Origin of the sequence: Mycobacterium sp. 852002-51163_SCH5372311, assembly GCF_001667115.1 — a bacterium.
Classification (GTDB): Bacteria; Actinomycetota; Actinomycetes; order Mycobacteriales; family Mycobacteriaceae; genus Mycobacterium.
On the sequence record NZ_LZIJ01000173.1, the window covers coordinates 14,960 to 34,418 of the forward strand.

Here is a 19,459-nt window from a genome sequence, read left to right on the forward strand (position 1 = left end):
CTCGACTACTCCCATCGCGGGGTAAGCACACCCAGCGCACCCAACGCCACCGCGGCCGCGGTCGACGTGCGCAGCACGGTCGGACCGAGCCGGACCGCGACGGCGCCGGCGCCGGTCAGCGCGGCGATCTCGTCCGGCGCGATCCCACCCTCGGGGCCGACCACGAGCATCAGCGAATTCGCCTGTGCCACAGCATCCTTGGCAAATAAATCGGCGAGCCGGTCGGTCCCCGACTCGTGCAGGACGAGCACGGCGGCGCCGGCGGTCACCTCGTCGTGGATCCGCGCGATCAGCGCCGCGGTCGACAGCACACCGTCGACGTGCGGGATGTGCGGGCGGCGAGATTGCCGGGCCGCCGAGCGCGCCACGGCGCGCCATCGGCGCAGCCCCTTGTCGACCCGGGCGCCGTCCCAGTTCGCCACGCAGCGGGCCGCGTGCCAGGCGACGAAAGCGTCGGCGCCGGCCTCGGTGGCCAATTCGATCGCCAACTCCGCGCGCTCGGATTTGGGCAATGCCTGCACCACCGTCACCGGCGGATGCGCCGGCGCGACGCTCCAACGCTCCAGCACCCGCGCGGCCAGCCCGTCGCGTCCGGCCCGCTCTACCTGGCAGCGCGCCAGGCCGCCCGCCCCGTCGCCGAGCATGAGCTGCTCGCCGGGACGGATCCGGCGGACCGTGGCGGCGTGGAACCCTTCGTCGCCGGCTACGACGGCCAGCGCACCGATATCGGGCACTGCGTCGATGTAGAACAGCGTCGCCACCATGAGCGCGGCTCCGAAGAATTAGCGGCCGGTGAACGTCTCGCGTAGCCGACTGAACAGTCCGCTGCTGCCGTTGTGCGTGGAGCGGACCTCGGCCACGTCCCGGCTGCGTCGGCTCTTCAGCTCGCGCAACAGTTCGGCGTCGTGGTGGTCCAGCCGGGTGGGTACCACCACCTCGACGTGGACGTGCAGGTCGCCCCGCGCGCTGGAACGCAGCAACGGCATGCCATGGCCGCGCAGCGTGATGACCGAACCCGGTTGTGTGCCAGGCGGAATCGTGATCTCGCTCGTACCGTCCAGGATGGCGTCCACGGTTATCGTGACGCCCAGTGCGGCGTCGACCATCGGAACCGACACCGTGCAATGCAGGTGATCGCCGTCGCGCACGAAGATGTCGTGAGGTTGCTCGTGAACCTCGACATACAGGTCACCCGCCGGTCCGCCGCCAGGCCCGACCTCGCCCTGAGCGGCGAGCCGCACCCGCATCCCGTCGCCGACACCGGCGGGAATTTTGACGCTGATCTCACGGCGGGCCCGCACCCGGCCGTCGCCGACGCATTGGTGGCATGGGTCGGGGATCACCACGCCGACACCACGGCAGGTGGGGCACGGGCGCGACGTCATCACCTGGCCGAGCAGCGACCGTTGCACGGTCTGCACCTCGCCGCGACCGCCACAGGTGTCGCAGGGTATCGGTGCGGAGTCGCCGTTGGTGCCCTTGCCCTGGCACCGGTCGCACAACACCGCGGTGTCCACAGTCACCTGCTTGGTGACGCCGGTCGCGCATTCCTCGAGGTCGAGCCGCATCCGCAGCAGCGAGTCCGAACCGGGCCGAACCCGGCCGATCGGACCCCGGGATGCCGTACCCCCGCCGAAACCGCCACCGAAGAATGCCTCGAAAACGTCGCCCAGGCCGCCGAACCCGCCGAACCCGCCGGCCGTCGCGCCGGCGCTTTCCAGCGGATCACCGCCCAGGTCCACGATCCGGCGTTTTTCCGGGTCACTCAGCACCTCGTAGGCGGCGCTGATTTCCTTGAATTTCGCCTGCGCAGCCTCGTCGGGGTTGATATCGGGATGCAGTTCACGCGCCAGCTTGCGATAGGCGCGCTTGATCTCGGCGTCGGTAGCGTTCCTGCTCACGCCGAGCAGCCCGTAGTAGTCGCGTGCCACGCCTGATTCTCCTATGCGGGGGTCTGATGCCGCGGGTTACGCGGCCGTCCACAAGTCTGCACCGGGTGCACAGTCATCGGGCACCCAGAACTTCGCCAATATAAAGAGCAACCGCAGCAACGCTGGCAATAGTTCCCGGATAATCCATCCGGGTGGGCCCCAGCACTCCCATGCCGCCGTACACGGTGTCGGAGGTTCCGTAGGCGGTGGTCACCATCGAGGTGCCCGCCATCTGCTCGGCCGCCGTCTCATGGCCGATGCGGACGGTGATCTTGCCGGCCTCTTGCTGTGCCGCCAGCAGGCGCAGCACCACAACCTGTTCCTCGAGCGCTTCCAGGATCGACCGCAGTGAGCCACCGAAGTCGGCGGCGTTGCGGGTCAGATTGGCGGTACCGCCCATCACCAGGCGTTCTTCGGTGTGCTCTACCAGCGACTCCAGCAAAACCGTAGCCGCACGCCCGACGGCGTCACCCAACCCGCCGGCCCCGTGCAGCTGCGCGGCAAGATCGGCGACCGCGACCGATGCCGCCGAGAGCTTCTTGCCGTCCAGGGCCTGGCCGAGCATTTCGCGCAGCTGCGAGAGCTGGTGGTCGTCGATCACGTCGCCGAGCTCGACGATGCGCTGGTCCACGCGTCCGGTATCGGTGATGACCACCATCAGCAGCCGGGCCGGCGTCAGCGCGATCACTTCCAGGTGGCGGACGGTCGACGTGGTGAGCGTCGGGTACTGGACAACGGCCACCTGACGGGTCAACTGGGCCAGCAGCCGAACCGCCCGGCGCAGCACGTCGTCGAGGTCGACGCCGGATTCCAGAAAGCCCTGTATCGCACGTCGCTCAGCCGATGACAGTGGCTTGACGTCCTCAAGCCGGTCGACGAACTCGCGATAGCCCTTCTCGGTGGGCACCCGACCCGAGCTGGTGTGCGGCTGGGTGATGTACCCCTCGGCCTCCAATACAGCCATGTCGTTGCGGATGGTGGCGCTGGATACTCCCAGGTTGTGCCGTTCTACCAGCGTTTTCGAGCCGATCGGTTCCTTGGTGGCGACGAAGTCGGCGACGATCGCGCGCAGCACCTCAAAGCGACGGTCGTCCGCGCTACCCATCGGCCCCTCCCCTTCCTCGACCTGTAGAGACACCTATTAGATCCGCTCCATTTTACGGTCCGGAAAGGATGCGACCTCACCACAGGCAGCGCCAGCAGACGCAAAAGCGCCCTTTTCGCCGGCGTGGCGGGGACTTTTGTGTCTGCTCGCCGGACCGTCGGTTTACCGCTACGATCCGCGAATGATCTTCAAGGGCGTGCGGGAGGGCAAACCGTACCCCGAGCATGGGCTGTCCTACCGAGACTGGGCGCAGATACCACCACAGCAGATCCGGCTCGACGAATTGGTGACCACCACGACGGTGCTTGCCCTGGACCGGCTGCTCTCCGAAGACTCCACCTTTTACGGCGACCTGTTCCCGCACGCGGTGCGGTGGCGCGGCATCACGTACCTCGAGGACGGCCTGCACCGGGCCGTGCGCGCGGCGCTGCGCAATCGCACCGTGCTACATGCCCGGGTGTTCGACATGGACCTTCCGCTGGGTCAGCAGACCTGAAGCCCGCGCCGGTCACATTTGGGCGCCGCCGGGTGTCGACTTAATACGCACCCAAAAGGCTTAGCCTGACTTTCCGGAGGAGCTCATGCCCCGACTCAACGGAGTCTCGGACCGCGACGCCGGCCTGAGCGCCAAGATCGCCTTCTTTTTCACCAAGCGCAAACTGGCGAAGATGGCCGGACTCAAACATCTGAACGACGCGAATAACATTGAAATGCTCGAACCGCTGCGGATGTACGCGCACATCCCCCGCCTGCTCAACGCCTACGGCAGGCTGGAACAGGCGGAGTCGAAGCTGAATGTGCTCAGTCCGCGCCACCGCGCGCTGGCCGAGTTGAAGTCGGCCATGGTGGTGCGCTGCGAGTACTGCATCGACCTCGGTTCGCAGATCGCCCGCTCCTGGGGAATCACCGACGAGGAGCTGCTGGCCCTGACCGATTACCGCAACGCCGCATGTTTCTCCGAGGTCGACAAGCTGCTCCTGGAGTACGCCACCGCGGTCAGCCGCACCCCGGTGGAGGTGACCGACGAGCTTTTCGACGCGCTGCGGAAGCACTTCGACACCCCTGCGCTGGTGGGACTCACCCATGTGATCACGCTGGGCAACCTTCGCGGCCGCTTCAACGTGGCGCTCGGCATCGGGTCGTCCGGCTTTTCCGACGGCAGGGTGTGTGCACTGCCCGGCGCGGGCCGGGCATGACGGTCGGCGAGACCTCGCCCGCAGCGCTGACGGCACGATTCCAGGCCGCCCGGCCGCAGTTGGGCGCCGTCGCCTACCGGATGCTGGGCTCGATCGACGACGCCGAGGACGCGGTGCAGGAAGCGTGGATGCGGCTGAGTCGCGCCGCCGAGAACGAGGGGGTCGACGGGATCGATAACCTCGACGCCTGGCTGACGACGGTGGTCGCCCGCATCTGCCTCAACACATTGCGGCAGCGCCGCAATCGCAGTCCGGAGCACCTGGTCGCCCAACTGCCGGACCCGCTGGTGGACGCCGAAGGCGAATTCGACCCCGAACACCGCGCGATGCTGGCCGACGCGGTGGGCATGGCGCTTTTCGTGGTGCTGGAAACGTTGTCGCCGAGCGAACGGCTGGCATTCGTGTTGCACGACGTGTTCACGGTCCCGTTCGACCAGATCGCGCCCATCGTCGATCGATCACCGGAGGCCACCCGCAAGCTGGCCAGCCGCGCGCGACGGCGCATCGAGCAGACGGATCCGATGCCCGACGGCGACATCGCCACCCAGCGCGAGGTCGTCGACGCGTTCTTCGCGGCCGGCCGCGCCGGCGACTTCGACCGGCTGGTGGCGGTGCTGGATCCCGGCGTGGTGTTGCGTGGAGACTTCGGGCCGCCTGCCGAGGTCTTCCGTGCCGACGGTGCGGCCGCGGTCGCCAAACTGGCGCGCAGCTACGGCGGACCTGACCGCGACGTGCGCGCAGCCACGATCAACGGCACCGCCGGCGCGGTCATCTTCGTCGCCGGCCGGGCGACCGCGATCATGGGATTCGTGGTGCGCGACGGCCGGATCACGGCAATCGACGTGCTGGCCGATCCGCAGCGCTTGGCGCGGATCGACTTGAGCGCAGTAACCGGTTAGCTGGTCGCTGCCTGCAGCAGCGCTATCGCGGAGTCGTGCTGCAGGATCCAGTTGCCACCCTGATCGATGAACACCAGGTGCTTGGAGACCGGCCCGGCGAACTTCGGACCGGAGATGGCCACGTCGGCCTGGGCCTCGTTGGGACCGGCCGGCGCAATGTTCGTCACGTTGAAGGTCTCCGGGAACTTGCCATCCCGGTATGCCTTCCTCAGGTCGTGGTCGGCCGTGTGGCCCTCGCCTGGGCTGATGCCGTTTTCCACCAGGAGCGGAACGCCGTGGCCGCTGGACCCGGTCAAGCGAGCTGCTGTCGCCGAACGGCTGGGGATGCCCGAGCACACCGACCCGATGGAACTGCGCCGCGCTCTGTGGGAGCGCAGCAAGAGGAGCAACCCACCATGACCAAGACCAACTGCTGTGGCGCGGAATTTTCCGGTCTCAAGACCGCGCATTGCTCCGCGTGCCACGCGACGTTCTCGACCGTGAGCGCCTTCGACAAGCACCGCGCAGGTTCACACAGCGCCGACACCCGCCATTGCCTGCCGCCTGCAGCGGTCGGGCTGGTCGACGCCAACCGCACATACCCATGCTGGGCAGACCCGGCTAAGACTCGACAGGAGATCGCAGCGTGACCGTAGAGCACCCCGTTTCACCCGAGCGGTCGGATTCTGACAGCCAAACGGACCTCCCCCAAGGGCGATGGAGACCGGGGAGCAGCAGAACGGCTCTGAGGCCGACCCCTAGAAGGTCAACAAAGAGGCTCGCTACCGCGTGGAGCGCAACCAGGCCCGCGAGGAACTAGCGACGGCTAACGCCCGCATCGAGCGGATGCAACGGGCCGAGGTCGAACGGCTGGCCTCGGATGGCCTGAGCCATCCGGCCGACCTGTTCTGGCTGTCCGGCAACGAGCTGGCCGACTACCTCACCGGAGACGGGGACGTGGACGCCGAGAAGGTGGCCGCTGACGTGGCTGCGATCCTGGCCGAGCGGCCCGGTCTGCGGAAGCAGACGCCCGGCTATGACCCGTCGCAGGGTTACGGCGGCAGACCGCATCCCAAGCGTGAGCCGTCGTGGGGAGCCCTACTGAAGGACTGAACCACCCGGTTCAGAGCACAAGCTTGACCGTCATCTGTCGTCTGTGACGACCGTGGCAGTCACGTAAGCCTCTGAGAGGCAATCAAACTCCGATCCGTGATCGGCGGAAAGTTACATAAAGCCCTGTGGCCCTTGGCATCTGAGCCAGGGGCCTTACTCACTCATGTCCATAGGAGGAGAAATACATGGCAATGCAGCATTCGAGCACGAACGACGCCTTCACCCCGCAGGACTTCGGCAAGCTGCTGAACACCGCACTCCAGTCGGAGTCGGTCGCTCTACAGGTCTCGACCGTCGTCAAGACCGACAAGGTCTTGATCACCCTTCCCGATCTGGGACGAGGATCCGGCTGTGAACTGGCTGACCGAGCTGGGCTCGATCACCGCCACCGACGGCAACACCGAAGGTGTGACGGTGACCCCGAGCAAGGTCGGCGGCATCACCCCGTCTGTCGAACGAGCTGGCTGACGACGGCTCTCCCGAGGTCGCAGAGCTGGCCGTGCGCGGTCTGGTTAACCAGATTAGCCACGCCGTCGATAAGGCGTTCGTCGGCAATACCACGACCAACGGCCCGAAGGGTCTGCTGTCAATCGCGACCTCGACGGTCGATACCGGCGCGACGATCGCCAACACCGATCCGTTCGTGGAAGCGGTCTTCAAGGCCAAGGCGGTCGGCGCGAAGCTGACGCACTGGCTGATGTCCCGGCCACCGCCGAGACCGTCGCTCAGATCAAGAAAGCCGCGGCTCAAACGAATCGCTGATCGCGTTCGATGCTCGCGGCGAGCTGACGATCCTGGGCCTGCCGGTGGTGACGCACCCGAACGTGGACGCAAATACGTAGTTCTGGGGCATCCCGGAGGACCGTGTTGTGACCGTGCTCCGCAAGGACGCCGAGGTCACTCGTTCGAAGGACTCCGGCTTCTACAACGACGCCCTGGACGTGCGCGCGATCACCCGCGTCGGTGTCGGCTTCTTGCACGAAGCCGCCGTCGTTCGTGGATACGACGTGGCCTGATCTGAGTAAGCCCAACGGGGACGGCCCGCTGTAGCCGTCCCCTGCGGGGCCTAGCTAGGTCGATGAGAAAGGCCCCCGCACAGGAACCGGGCGAGGGCCTGACCTGACGCTCAGTTCTTGGTCAACTGCTGAACTAGGAGGCCACCGGTGGTTCGAAGCTTCCCGGTCTTTAGCAAGGTGTTCCTGTTGATCGTGACTGTGTTGCCATCAGGTGCTACATAGATGTAGTCGTCGCCCTGCAGGTGATATTCGAGGGGGGGACCCCCGCTTTCACTCGTTTCGGTTACGCAGCCTGAACCACACGGAGTGTAGGTCACTTGGGACGTGAAGCCTACCTTCATGCGGCCACCCCCGTCGATGATGGTCTGGGTGTATGACCCGTTCAGGTCGTCGGCCCACGCGGGCGCTGCCATCGCGACCCCAGCGCTAGCGAGAACGAGGGCGGCGCTGAGGGTGGCAAGTGATTTCATAGTGTTCCCCTTTTGTCGTTCGGTGCCGGTGTAGGCCGGGCGGCTGTCGTGGGAAACTGTCAGGCCGAGGGCGTCAGCACGGTACCCGTCATGTTCTCCCCCGCCGTTATCCCTGATACGTCACCGCATTCAGGCGATATGGGGGAGTATTCCAGGCGTTAACAGTTATGTCTCAAGAACCGGCAAATAGCTCGCCGAGCTGTAAAGCAAGTGTTGTTGGTGGACTTCCTACGATTGCTGTTAAGTGACAGCAAACTGCTGTCTCCAGTCGTCTCTTCAGCGGAGCAGCCGGTTTGGTCCTCGCGTACTCGCCGGCACGCAGACAGACAAGAGGTACGCAGCCGCTCCCTGACGGCAGCGGGCTAGGCCCCCTGCCCCGGGGGTAGGGCACCGGGGAGGCAGGCAGGCCGCTGGCTGCCTGCTTGGGACAGCAGGCTCCTCCGCCCGCGTGCTCTGCGTCCTCCTCGCGCTCCGTCTGACCTCGTCGCCTACGCAGACCTGCCCCACGGCCCCCCTCCTCCCCTGCCGGTCTCCGACCGGTCGGTACGCGGGTGCCGAATCTTGCGAGCGATAAACCCCTATTTTTCGAGAGTCAGTTAGAAAAGGTAAAACATGGGTACACCTGCAGGTTTGCAGGCGCAGGTCAACGCCCTGTGGAAGAAAATCACAGGTGAGTTCGACCTGGAAAACGAGCCAGACCGGCTCGAATTGCTGTTCCAAGCGTGCGAGACGGCCGATCAGATCGCAGAGCTGGATGAGGCAACTGCAGAGGCCCCGCTGACCGTGAATGGCAGCATGGGTCAGCCCGCGAGCCCTCAGGCCGATGTCCGGTTCGGCGCGACATCGCAGGGCCATCCGTTCGACGGTATGACCGTGACCGCGTGGGTCGACAGCCGACGCCGCAGCCGTAGCAGCGGGGCGCAGCGAGTAATGCCGTTTTGAAGAGTGGTTCGAGAAGTACGGCAAGCCCTACGAGGCAGCCGTGGTCGCCAACGGCGGAACGCCGTGGCCGCTGGACCCGGTCAAGCGAGCTGCTGTCGCCGAACGGCTGGGGATGCCCGAGCACACCGACCCGATGGAACTGCGCCGCGCTCTGTGGGAGCGCAGCAAGAGGAGCAACCCAGCATGACCAAGACCAACTGCTGTGGCGCGGAATTTTCCGGTCTCAAGACCGCGCATTGCTCCGCGTGCCACGCGACGTTCTCGACCGTGAGCGCCTTCGACAAGCACCGCGCAGGTTCACACAGCGCCGACACCCGCCATTGCCTGCCGCCTGCAGCGGTCGGGCTGGTCGACGCCAACCGCACATACCCATGCTGGGCAGACCCGGCTAAGACTCGACAGGAGATCGCAGCGTGACCGTAGAGCACCCCGTTTCACCCGAGCGGTCGGATTCTGACAGCCAAACGGACCTCCCCCAAGGGCGATGGAGACCGGGGAGCAGCAGAACGGCTCTGAGGCCGACCCCCAGAAGGTCAACAAAGAGGCTCGCTACCGCGTGGAGCGCAACCAGACCCGCGAGGAACTAGCGACGGCTAACCGGTTAGCTGGTCGCTGCCTGCAGCAGTGCCAGCGCGGAGTCGTGCTGCAGGATCCAGTTGCCACCCTGATCGATGAAAACCAGGTGCTTCGAGACCGGCCCGACGAACTTCGGACCGGAGATGGCGACGTCGGCCTGGGCCTCGTTGGGGCCGGCCGGCGCAATGTTCGTCACGTTGAAGGTCTCCGGAAACTTCCCGTCCCGGTACGCCTCCCTCAGGCGGTGGTCGGCGTTATGACCCTCGCCTGGGCTGATGCCGTTTTCGACCAGGTTCTGCTTGGTCGTGTAGGACACGCCGGGATCGGTGACCTGGGTGCACAGTGTGGCCAGTTGGTCAGGCGTCGGTAGTTGTCCCGGCGGGGGCGGGTCCTGCGGGAGTGGTGCGCCGAACGCGGCCAACTGCACCTGAGCCGGGCTGGCCGGCATGAATCCGACGGACGTCACGCCTACGGCAGCGGCTCCGATAGCGCCTATGGCCGCCATGCCGGTGGCGATCGATTTCATCGTGCTCACGGTCGGGTTCCCCCTTCGATAGGTCAGAACGTCCCTGCGAGTTGCATTGTGCACTGTGTTAGCGCCGTTTCCTAGTACCGACGGGTTGCGCTATTGCAACGTCACTCCCGGCGCGGCTGTGACCCATTCCTCGGGCAGATTAAAATTCCTCGCACCGGCTTACCGGATTTGCGTTGTTGCCGGGCGCATTGCACATGGAGAGGGTTGCGGTTGCCCGCCAGCAGATATCCCGTCGAGACGAAATTTGCCTTCCGTTCCGGTGTCACCTGTCTCACCACCCCCGCCGGCGCCGTACTGCTGAACCCTCCGCGCAACGAGAAGCTGACCCGGTTGGCGGCGGGCCAGCTGCGGGCGCTCAAGGCGCTGAACGTGGGGCCGGCAACGGTTACCGACCTGGCTGGGAGCGGCCAACCGGCAGCCGGCGATGTCGCCGGACTCATCGATCAACTCGTCGGCGGCGGATGGCTGACATTCACCGTCCGCGAGGACGCGAAGGATCGGTACACGATCCTGCCCTTCGGCCGTCCCCCGCCCCGCCCGAACCGGATGTCGGAAGCCCTCGCGATATCGAAATTCGCTGTGCTACATCGTGATTCCGAAGGTTTTGTGATCGAACATCCGCTGGCCTGGTGCGACGTGCGGATCCATGACCCACAACTGCTCGTGCTGCTGGACGCACCGGCAACGGCCGCCGAGTGGCCCGATGCCACCGCTGCACAGTTCATCGAGGATCTGCAGTGGAGCGGAATTCTGGTCCGGCCCGCCGAGGAAGACAACAGCTTCGAGGCCCTCAGTTGGAGCGCACCAGATCTGTGGTTTCACCGTCGCAGCACGCTCGGTGAACGCACCGTCACGTGGGAACATTTCGGACCGACGAAGTGGGCCAAGGGCCGTTTTCCGCAGCCACCCGCGCGCCGGCCGGACTACCCAGGTACGCCGATCGCACTGCCTGTCCCCGATCTGGCGGCCAAACGAAGTCAAGACCCGACGTTGACGGCGGTTCTCGAAGATCGGGTTTCGACAAGAACATTCGACGACGCGCACCCGATCAGCATCGACCAGCTCGCCGAGTTGCTGTATCGCACAGCGCGGACTCGCAACACCCAGCCGGCCGGTCCGGGCGAGCAACTTCTGTCTCGCCCCTACCCTTCCGGCGGCGGCATCTATGAACTCGAGCTGTATCCGGTGGTACGCAATGTGGCTAGGCTCGAACCTGGTGTGTACCACTACGATTCGTTCGATCACGTGCTGCGCCCGGTGGCCGCCGCGGATTCGCGCGCCGTGTCCCAGTTGATCAAGCCGGCCGCGGCGACGTTGACCGGAGGTGCCGAACCGCAGGTGCTGGTGGTCATGGCCGCACGCAGCGGACGCATCATGTGGACGTACGAACAGATCGGCTACGCCGCTATTCTCAAGGATGTCGGCGTGCTGATGCAGACCATCTACCTGGCCGCCACCGCGATGGGTCTGGGCGCCTGCGCGCAGGGATTCGGCGACACCGCGGCATTCGTTGCGGCCACCGGCGTCGACGAACGACAGGAATGCAGCGTCGGCAGCATCATCCTCGGCTCCCGTGCCGTGGGCTGACTACCCTTCGGCGAGAACCTCTTCGTCGGTCAGCGCGGCGACATCAAGGTAGTGGCGCGCGATGACGGCGAGCCGTTCCGGCGTGCCCCGCTGGGCTTCCCGGTGCTGCAGACGGTCGGCGAATGCCGCCACGGTCCTGGTCGCGAACAGGTCAGCGACCACCGCGTGGTCGATGTCCAGCCAGTCGCGTACCCGTGCGATGACCGAGGTGGCGAGCACCGAATCACCACCCAGCGCGAAGAAATCATCATGTACGCCAAGCGAATTCGGATGTCCCAGCACCTCGGCGACGATTTCCGCCAGGGCGGCTTCCACGTCGTCGCGGGGGGCACCGTCGTGTTCGTCCAAGCCCTTGCCGTCTGGCTCCAGCAGCGCGGCCACGGCGCGACGGTCCAGTTTGCCGTTCGGGGTCAACGGAATCTGTGGGAAGAACACGGTCCGGGTGGGAACCATGTAGCCGGGCAGCAGATCTGCGACCGCCGCGCTGACATCGCCGACCTCCTGCGGATCGCCTGCGATAGCGGCAACCAGTTTTGGTGCGCTGGCGCCGACGACGGCGGCGACGGCATGCCGCACCCCGCGCACCGTGCGCAGCGCGCTTTCCACCTCGCCCAGTTCGACCCGGTAGCCGCGGATCTGTACCTGATTGTCTGTGCGGCCGAGGAATTCGATGGTGCCGTCCGGCCAGTACCTGGCCACGTCACCCGTCTTGTACCAGCGGATGCCGTCCCGCTCGACGAAGCGCTGCGCGGTACGTTGCGGATCGTTGCGATAGCCCGCAGCGACATTGGCCCCTCCCACCCAGAATTCACCGGGCACCCAGTCGAGACAGTCACGGCCCGACGGCGAAACCACCCGGCACCGGACGTTGCGCAACGGAACACCGAACGGCACGGTCGCCCAGTGCGCCGGCGGTTCGCCCACGACTTCGCAGATGGTGTTGTGAATGGCCGTCTCCGTCGCACCCCCGAGACCTGCGAACCGGCATCCCGGCACCTGCCTGGCCAGCCTGCGGGCCAAGTCGGCGCCCACCCAGTCGCCACCCAGAGTGACCGCCCGCAACGAGTTACCCAACCGATCGCCGCCGAGCTCCAAGATCATGTCCAGCATGCTCGGCACGCAGTTGAGGATCGAAACTCGGTGGCGGCGTAGCAGTTCCACCCACGTGGCGGGATCGGCCTTCTGCTGGGCATCCACGGCTACCACAGCGCCACCGGCGGAGAACATCCCGAAGATGTCGTACACCGAGGCATCGAACTCCAGGGCGGACAGTGCGAGCACTCGATCGGTGCTGCCGACCGCGAACCACTCGTTTACGGCATCGATCGTGTTCATCGCGGCGCTGTGCGGTACGTCGACGCCCTTGGGCATGCCGGTCGAACCGGACGTGAAGATCACGTAGGCGATCTCCCCGGTATCGGGCATGACCGGCGCCGCCAACGGCCGCGGGAATTCTTTGGCCGCAGCGATGGACAAGCACGCACCGCCGCGCTCGGGCATCTTGCCCTCGATCGTCAGCGCCGCGGCGATATCGGCGGTCTGAAGAATCTTCGCGCGCCGCCCCTCCGGCTGGTCGAATCCGATCGGCACATACGTGGCCCCGGCGGCAAGCACACCGAGTACCGCCACGACTTGGTCCCGGCCTTTGGGTAGCTGAACCGCGACGGCCTCGCCGGTGCGGACACCGTTGGCACGCAACGCTCCTGCTACCGCCAGCGCGCGTTGCGCGAGTTCCCGGTAGCTCCAGACCTCGACATCGCCGGTGTCCGAAACCACCGCGGGCGCATCCGGGTTAGCGGTCGCGTGCTCGAAGAACCCCTGGTGCAGGCACCGTCCGCTGACCGGACCGTCGGTCGCGTTGACCGCCGCGCGCACCGCCGCCTGGGCGACCGGCAATCGCACCACCGCCTCTGCCTCCCAGCCGGCATGGCCCTGAGCGAGGCGATCCACCGCGTCCGCGAACCTGGCGAACATGGCATCTATCACGCCTGGCGGGAACGCCGACTCGCGCACGTCCCAGTTGACCAGCAGGCCTCCGCGCAACTCGGTCAGCTGCGCATCGAGCAGCACCTGAGGGCCCTGCGAAATGATCCACACCGGCTCACCGAAGGTCTGGATCACGTTGTCGGCGAAGAGCTCACCGAGATCGAGCGCACTGGTGAAGACCACCGGCGCCAGCACTGGCTCACCCCGGTGCCGGCCCAGATCGCGCAGCACTTCGAGCCCGGAATAGGCTGCGTGCGAGCCACTTTCGTACATGCTGCGTTGGATTGCCCGGGCCCGGTCGATGACCGAGACGTTTTCGGTGACGTCGACCTCGAGCATGATCGACGAGGTGAAGTCCCCGACCACGCGGTCGATGTCGGGGTGTACCGAATCACGGTGGAACAATGGCACATTGATCAAAAATCGGCTTTGCGTCGACCAGCCGCCGATGGTGTCGGCGAACACCGCGGCCAGCGCCATGGCGGGTGTCACCCCGCGCCGGTGTGCCCCGGCCACCAGACTCTGTCTGGCCTCCGGTGTCAGCCAGTGGTCGTAGCGGACCGTGCGATGCGGCGCCCGGCGCTCGCCCACCGGCACCGTGGGGAGCTCCGGCGCGCCCGGCATGTCGGCCAACCGTCGCCGCCACCAGTCCCGGTCCCGCTCTCGTGCCACGATGTCTTCGCCGTGCTCAGTTCGATAACGCCGGTAGCTGTAGCCGGGGGTGGGCAGCGGCACACCCCGGTAGAGGTTCGCCAGATCGGAAACCAGGACACGGTAACTCATCGCGTCGCAGGCCAGCATGTCGATGTCCAGATGCAGCCGGGACCGAATGGCACCGGAGCCGTCGTCGTACCGGGTCAGCGTGATGTCGATGACCTGAGCGTCTTCGATCGCCAAACGCTGGTGGGTTTTACGGTCGCGCAACTCCGCCAGCGCGGATTCCACCGTCGCGGAATTCTGTCCGCGCAGGTCCGCGACGGCGAACACCGGCCTGCCTGGTTGCGGCATTGTTTGTTGTGTTCCGTCGGGCAGGAATCGGGTGCGCAGCATGGGATGTGCCGCGACCAGATCGGAAGCCGCGCGCTTCATCCGATCGGGATCCAGGTCGCCGCCGTCGAATTCGACGTAAAGGTGGGCCGCAACGCCGCCCAGCTCCTGTTCGTCGTCGCGACCTATCCAGTACGCGTGCTGCATGGTGGCCAGCGGGAACGGGTCTTCTTCGGCCACCGGCTCGCGATCTGGTCGCTCCGCTCCGACCGGGCTTGTCGCGCTTGGCAGTTCATCTGCCTCGCGGCTGCACAGGAGGGAGTGCCAGGACTCGACCGTTGGCCTGGCCGCGAGTTCCGCGAAAGTGACTGTGGCTCCGTGTTTGCGCCACCCTCCTGCCAGCGCCATCATGCGGATGGAGTTCAGACCCAGCTGGATCAGGTCGTCGTGGTCAGCGACTTCTGCGGCCGGGCAACCGAGTTGGGCCGCCACCGTCGCCCTGACCTCGTCCCTGCTGATTGGTCGACGCGCGTGAGGCTGCTCGTTCAGCGGCTCCATGCAGATCCTTCCTCACCCCCGGCCACCTTGCCGGAGAGCACGGCGATTCCCCGTTGCCAGAACTGCGCCAGCCGGTCAATGTCGTTGCGTTCGAACAGCGCATCACTCCATCGCCAGTTGGTGATCAGTTGCGTGCCTTCGGACGTCGCTCCGACAAGCACACTGATGTTGAGAGCAAAGCGCAGTGGCAGATCCGGCTCCGGATCGATCGGCAGCGCGTCCAGTGCAGGTCCGGTAAGCAGCGACAAGGACTCAGGCTGAACTTGGGGCAGGCTCAGGGCGCCGGTGAGATCCAGACGACCGAGGTAGCCGAACTGGATCTGCGGTTCGGCACCGCACTGCAACTCGGGTACGCGATCGACATAGCGGAGCAGGCCATAGTCCAAGCCGTCGTTCGGGATCGCGTCGAGTTGAGCCGCCACCGATTCGAGCAGCGCCCGGGCCGCCAGCGGATCGGCTTCGGCCTGTTCGATGTCCAGCGCGGCCGCCCCCGTGCCGAGCCGAACGGGGAAGGCGGTGGTGAACCACCCGACGGTGTTGGTGGTGTCGGTGTCCAGCACGGCGTCGGCACGGCCGTGGCCCTCGAGGGCGACAAGCGTCCCCGATGCCGGATCCTGACCACGTTCGCGGCGCCAGCTGGCAACGGCGATGGTCGTTGCGGCCAGTAGGAGTTCGCGTATTCCGCCGTCCCTGCCCAGCGTGGCCAGGACTCGTTCGGTGTCTGCAACCGGCGTGGCCACGGAGGTGACTTGCAGCGTGGACCACGAATCGCGCATCGGATCCGGATGGCGCGCGCCCAATGCCGGGTCGGGGTCGCGGACCTGCGCGATCCAGTGGTCACGCTGAGCCCGCACCTGCGGTGTTGCGGCCCGCTGCCACATCAGTTCCGACCAACGGCGATAAGAAGTGAACTCGGGCAGCGTCGTTGGCCGGCTGCCGGCTTGCAGCGAACGCCACGCTGCCATCATGTCGCCGAGCATGATGTGCCACGAGACCACGTCGACCGCCAGGTGGTGGGCGGTGATAAGCAGCACCGGCCGCTGGGGGCCGGAGAACCACACCGCCCGGACCATAGCGCCCGCGTACGGATCGATTTCTTCGGTGACCTTGCGCGCGGAATACCTGACAGCCGCTGCCAATTCGGTGTCGCTCGAGTCAGCCAGCTCCACCTCGGCCAGAAGGTCGGCGGCGTTGACAACGCCGGGCTCGCGGGTCACCAAGCGGGGTCCCCGGGCCGTGTCGGTGAGGATCGACCGCAGGGTGTCGTGCCCGTCGAGCAACAATTGCAGCATCAGCTCGATTGACGAGCGGTCGATTTGGGCGGGCAATCGGAGCAGGACTGTGTGTGTGAAGCGGCGGAAATTTCCGTACTCGAACAGCCAGGACACCATCGGAAGTGGCAGCACCTCACCATAATCCGCGGTCTGGACCGTCTCCTCTGACCCTTCCACCGCGTCGACTAGGGCCGCAAGCTGACGAATCGTCGGTGCGGTGAAGATCATCCTCGGGCTCAACGGCAGACCGTGTCGCTGCGCCTTGTGCACCAACGAGATCGCCACGATGCTGTCCAGACCGAGAGCGAAGAAGTCGTCGTCGACGTGCGGTGTCACGCCGTTGAACTGCTCGGCGAATACTTCAGACAACGATCGCTCGGTATCGGTGGATGCCGATGCCGCCGCGTCCCCGGTGACCTGCGTTAGCGCCTGATCGGCCAGCGCATCCAGGGCTTGGCCATCCAGCTTGCCGTTGGCGTTCACCGGAAGTGCAGGCAGCGCCACGATCCGAGCCGGAACCATGTACAACGGCAGACGCTCGCTCAACGCGGCGCGCAGCCCGAGCAGGTCGCCGGTTCGACCCTGTTGCCATACAACGAATCCCACCAGGGTAGGGCCATTCTCCCGATGCCGGATCGCAACCGCGGCATCGTGGACCTGGGGCTGGCCGCGTAAAGCGGCTTCGATCTCGCCGATCTCGACGCGGTAGCCACGAATCTTGACCTGCGTGTCACTTCGTCCCAGGTATGCGTAACCACCGCGAGGCAGGCGACGCACCAGGTCGCCGGTGCGGTAAATGCGCTGGCCCGGGCGCATCGGGTCGGCCACGAAGCGGGCCGCGGTCATCGCGGACCTACCGACGTAGCCGCGGGCCAGTTGCGCACCGGACAGATACAGTTCGCCCACCACACCGTTGGGCACCACCCGCAGCGCGGAATCCAGCACATAGCCGAACGTTCCGGCGTTGGTCGTGCCGATCGTCGGTGCCTCGTACTCGTGGACCGGTGCCACCACCGCCTCGACCGTCATTTCGGTGGGCCCGTAGCAGTTGTAGACCGCGGTGCCGGTCAGCGCGCGCAACCGCCCCCACAGCGCGGTGTCGATCGCTTCCCCGCCGAGGGCCAGCACCGTCAAGCCCTGGTCCAAAAGCCCAGCGGCAGCGAGTTGCACCAACATCGACGGGGTGGTGTCGATCATGTCGATCCGGTGCGTGGCAATGCCTTTCACCAGCCGGTCGGCGTCGCGCATCTCTTCGGCGTCGAACAGATGCAGCCCGTGGCCGTCGAGCAGGCCGACCATCGGCTGCCAGGAGGCGTCGAAGCTCAACGACCACGCGTGGGCGATACGCATCGGCCGGCCCAGCCGCGCGCGCGCCGGGCGGTAGACGCGCTCGCGGTGGTCGGCGAAATAGCTGAGCAGCGCGGCGTTGGTGCCGATGACGCCCTTGGGTTCACCGGTGGAACCGGAGGTGAAGATGACGTAGGCGCTGTGTTGGGGATGACGACGCACTGCGGGTGCCACGGCCGGGTACCGCGAGATGCGCTCGGCCACGGCAGGTTCATCGAGCAGCAACGTGCGGCAACCCGCCGCGTTCAGCTGCACGTGTCCGGACTCGGCAATGACAAGTGCCGGATTAGCTTGGCGGAGAATGGATTCGATGCGCACAGCCGGCAGCGTGATATCGATCGGCAGATAGGCGCCGCCGGTGGCGAGCACGGCCAGGATGGCGACAATGGACTGGGCTGAACGGGGCAGCAACAGCGCGACGACATCTTCTGGCCCTATTCCCCGCGCAGCCAATGCGCCCGCCATCCGTGTTGCCGCGCTGTGCAATTCGGCGTAGCTGTAGCGCTGCCCACCGGAGGCGCTGAGGGCGTCGGCGTCAGGAGTGGCGTACACCTGCCGCTCGAACGCCTCCCACACGGTGCCGCTCTGCACATCCGGCACCGGCAATGCCGTGATATCGCGGAATTCGGCGCGTTCTGCCGCGGTGAGAACATCCAGCACATCGGGCGTCTGGTCGCCGACATCGGGCAGCTGTCGCAACACGGCCAGCAATCGCTCGCCTAGCGCTGCTGGCGAGAGGTGCGGCAGCGCTTCGCGAATCGCCTCGACAAGCACCACCAGCGCGTCGTCCTTCAGGTGCGAGACAACCGTCAACGGGTAGTGCGTCAGGCTTTCCATCTCCACCGGGTGAAAGCGCGCGCCGTCAGGTGTGCTGACGGGGCGGATGGCGTCTTCGATCGGGGCGTTTTCGAATACGAAGAGGGAGTCGAACAGGGTTCCGCGGCCGTGTTCGCGCTGTAATTCCGACAGGCTCAGGTAACCGATTTCGCGCATGGCCGAAGACTCGCGCTGCAACCGCGCGCACTGCTCGACCACCGATGCGGTGCCGCTCAGCTGGTGCACGACGGGCACGGTGTTGATGAACAACCCCACCATGGTCTCCACCCCGGGCAAGCTCTCCGGGCGGCCGGAGACGATGGTGCCGAACACGACGTCGCGACGGTCGGTCAGCCGGCCCAGCACGACGGCCCAGGCGAACAGCACCGCGGTGTTGAGCGTGAAGCCGTTGCGCGCCGCCCATTCCCGCAATCGTGCCGTGTCGGCCACGGGCAGCAGCAGTTCCGTCTTTTTCGGCACCGCGCCACCGGGAGCTCTCCCACCGGCACCAGCGTCGGCAACCATGAGCGGCCCGGAAACGCCCCGCAAATATTGCGTCCACTTCGCGATCGCGGCGCTCCGGTCTTGTCCGGCGAGCCAGACGATGTAGTCGCGGTAGGGATGTGGCGGCGGTAGCCTGTCCGCCGCTCCGCCCGCCCGGTATACGGCGAGCATCTCAGTGAAGAACACCGCAAGGGCCCAACCGTCGACAAGAATGTGGTGCGCGGTGAAGATCAGCCGCCGCCGGGTCTCGCCCGGCACGGTGAGCAGCACCACCCGCAAGGCGGGACCGCGGCTCAGGTCAAACGGGCGGCGCCGCTCCGAGCGCGCGATGGCGTCGAATTCACTTGGTGTTGCGATCCGTTCGGACCACGGCAGCTCGGCGTGTGCCGGCACGACCTGCACCGGCTTGGGAACGTCACGATCCCAGAACGCAGCGCGCAGGTTCGGGTGCCGGACCAGCATCGCCTGCGCACTGCGGCGCAGCAGCTCGGTATCAATCGGCCCGTCGACATCGACCACGAACTGCATGCTGTAGAGGTCGATACTGTCCTCGGCCAGCCGGTAGAGCGCGAACAAGCCTTCCTGTAGCGGGCTGAGGGCGAGAACGTCCTCGATCGGTGGCGGCGCCAGCCTCACAT

14 protein-coding genes and 2 pseudogenes are annotated in these 19,459 nt (G+C 66.3%); 9 read left to right on the top strand and 7 right to left on the bottom strand.

Features of this window, described 5'->3' with window-relative positions; translation table 11 throughout:
- Positions 1 to 5 precede the first annotated feature (5 nt).
- The 3 genes from A5791_RS20225 to hrcA form a co-directional block, all read right to left on the bottom strand.
- A complete protein-coding gene (locus A5791_RS20225) occupies positions 6 to 764 on the bottom strand; it encodes a 16S rRNA (uracil(1498)-N(3))-methyltransferase (protein ID WP_067240624.1) in 759 nt (252 codons plus the stop codon).
- A gap of 18 nt (positions 765 to 782) precedes the next feature.
- Positions 783 to 1,931 (bottom strand): molecular chaperone DnaJ, encoded by a 1,149-nt coding sequence (gene dnaJ, locus A5791_RS20230; RefSeq protein ID WP_067240626.1) that lies wholly within the window; start codon positions 1,929 to 1,931, stop codon positions 783 to 785.
- 73 nt (positions 1,932 to 2,004) lie between these two features.
- Positions 2,005 to 3,036: a heat-inducible transcriptional repressor HrcA gene (gene hrcA, locus A5791_RS20235; RefSeq protein ID WP_067240628.1), complete on the bottom strand. Its 1,032-nt coding sequence runs from the start codon at positions 3,034 to 3,036 to the stop codon at positions 2,005 to 2,007.
- A gap of 181 nt (positions 3,037 to 3,217) precedes the next feature.
- Between hrcA and A5791_RS20240 the strand changes: the two genes are divergently transcribed.
- The 3 genes from A5791_RS20240 (at position 3,218) to A5791_RS20250 (ending at position 5,131) form a co-directional block, all read left to right on the top strand.
- Entirely contained in the window at positions 3,218 to 3,532 is a 315-nt protein-coding gene (locus A5791_RS20240; RefSeq protein WP_067240651.1) for a type II toxin-antitoxin system VapB family antitoxin, read from the top strand.
- An 85-nt stretch (positions 3,533 to 3,617) separates the two neighbouring features.
- Positions 3,618 to 4,232, top strand: a complete 615-nt coding sequence (locus A5791_RS20245; RefSeq protein WP_067240631.1) for a carboxymuconolactone decarboxylase family protein — start codon at positions 3,618 to 3,620, stop codon at positions 4,230 to 4,232.
- Positions 4,229 to 5,131 (top strand): sigma-70 family RNA polymerase sigma factor, encoded by a 903-nt coding sequence (locus A5791_RS20250; protein ID WP_067240652.1) that lies wholly within the window; start codon positions 4,229 to 4,231, stop codon positions 5,129 to 5,131. Before A5791_RS20245 ends, A5791_RS20250 begins: the two co-directional genes overlap by 4 nt.
- Here A5791_RS20250 and A5791_RS20255 read toward each other — a convergent pair.
- A pseudogene (locus A5791_RS20255) lies at positions 5,128 to 5,394 on the bottom strand (hypothetical protein); the annotation flags it as partial. The gene A5791_RS20250 and the pseudogene A5791_RS20255 sit on opposite strands and share 4 nt — an antisense overlap.
- A 505-nt stretch (positions 5,395 to 5,899) precedes the next feature.
- On the opposite strand from A5791_RS20255, the gene A5791_RS20265 reads away from it, so the two are divergent.
- The 5 genes and pseudogenes from A5791_RS20265 (at position 5,900) to A5791_RS26880 (ending at position 8,838) form a co-directional block, all read left to right on the top strand.
- Positions 5,900 to 6,223, top strand: coding sequence for a hypothetical protein (locus A5791_RS20265; RefSeq protein ID WP_231995965.1), 324 nt, complete (start codon positions 5,900 to 5,902; stop codon positions 6,221 to 6,223).
- A gap of 493 nt (positions 6,224 to 6,716) precedes the next feature.
- A pseudogene (locus tag A5791_RS27345) lies at positions 6,717 to 6,869 on the top strand (phage major capsid protein); the annotation flags it as partial.
- 223 nt (positions 6,870 to 7,092) lie between these two features.
- The gene (locus A5791_RS27350; RefSeq protein WP_231995966.1) at positions 7,093 to 7,239 is read left to right on the top strand and encodes a hypothetical protein; all 147 of its coding nucleotides are present in this window, start codon (positions 7,093 to 7,095) and stop codon (positions 7,237 to 7,239) included.
- Between the two features lie 1,100 nt (positions 7,240 to 8,339).
- Complete coding sequence (locus A5791_RS20280) at positions 8,340 to 8,651, top strand: hypothetical protein (protein ID WP_156661526.1); 312 nt, start codon at positions 8,340 to 8,342, stop codon at positions 8,649 to 8,651.
- A 40-nt stretch (positions 8,652 to 8,691) separates the two neighbouring features.
- Positions 8,692 to 8,838, top strand: coding sequence for a hypothetical protein (locus tag A5791_RS26880; protein ID WP_197504741.1), 147 nt, complete (start codon positions 8,692 to 8,694; stop codon positions 8,836 to 8,838).
- 414 nt (positions 8,839 to 9,252) lie between these two features.
- Here A5791_RS26880 and A5791_RS20290 read toward each other — a convergent pair whose 3' ends face one another.
- Complete coding sequence (locus tag A5791_RS20290) at positions 9,253 to 9,762, bottom strand: hypothetical protein (protein WP_067240642.1); 510 nt, start codon at positions 9,760 to 9,762, stop codon at positions 9,253 to 9,255.
- Between the two features lie 210 nt (positions 9,763 to 9,972).
- Between A5791_RS20290 and A5791_RS20295 the strand changes: the two genes are divergently transcribed.
- Positions 9,973 to 11,349, top strand: coding sequence for a SagB family peptide dehydrogenase (locus tag A5791_RS20295; RefSeq protein WP_067240654.1), 1,377 nt, complete (start codon positions 9,973 to 9,975; stop codon positions 11,347 to 11,349).
- Here the strand turns inward: A5791_RS20295 and A5791_RS20300 are convergent, their stop codons facing one another.
- Together A5791_RS20300 and A5791_RS20305 are read right to left on the bottom strand one after the other, a co-directional pair.
- Complete coding sequence (locus tag A5791_RS20300) at positions 11,350 to 14,880, bottom strand: non-ribosomal peptide synthetase (protein WP_067240644.1); 3,531 nt, start codon at positions 14,878 to 14,880, stop codon at positions 11,350 to 11,352.
- Positions 14,868 to 19,457 carry a non-ribosomal peptide synthetase gene (locus tag A5791_RS20305; RefSeq protein WP_231995968.1) on the bottom strand — a complete coding sequence of 1,530 codons (4,590 nt, stop codon included), beginning with the start codon at positions 19,455 to 19,457 and terminating at the stop codon, positions 14,868 to 14,870. Before A5791_RS20305 ends, A5791_RS20300 begins: the two co-directional genes overlap by 13 nt.
- Between the last annotated feature and the right edge of the window lie 2 nt (positions 19,458 to 19,459).

Coding starts and splice junctions, on each gene's coding strand:
- A5791_RS20225 (WP_067240624.1), bottom strand. CDS start 764: ATGGTGGCGACGCTGTTCTACATCGACGCAGTGCCCGATATCGGTGCG.
- hrcA (WP_067240628.1), bottom strand. CDS start 3,036: ATGGGTAGCGCGGACGACCGTCGCTTTGAGGTGCTGCGCGCGATCGTC.
- A5791_RS20240 (WP_067240651.1), top strand. CDS start 3,218: ATGATCTTCAAGGGCGTGCGGGAGGGCAAACCGTACCCCGAGCATGGG.
- A5791_RS20245 (WP_067240631.1), top strand. CDS start 3,618: ATGCCCCGACTCAACGGAGTCTCGGACCGCGACGCCGGCCTGAGCGCC.
- A5791_RS20250 (WP_067240652.1), top strand. CDS start 4,229: ATGACGGTCGGCGAGACCTCGCCCGCAGCGCTGACGGCACGATTCCAG.
- A5791_RS20300 (WP_067240644.1), bottom strand. CDS start 14,880: ATGGAGCCGCTGAACGAGCAGCCTCACGCGCGTCGACCAATCAGCAGG.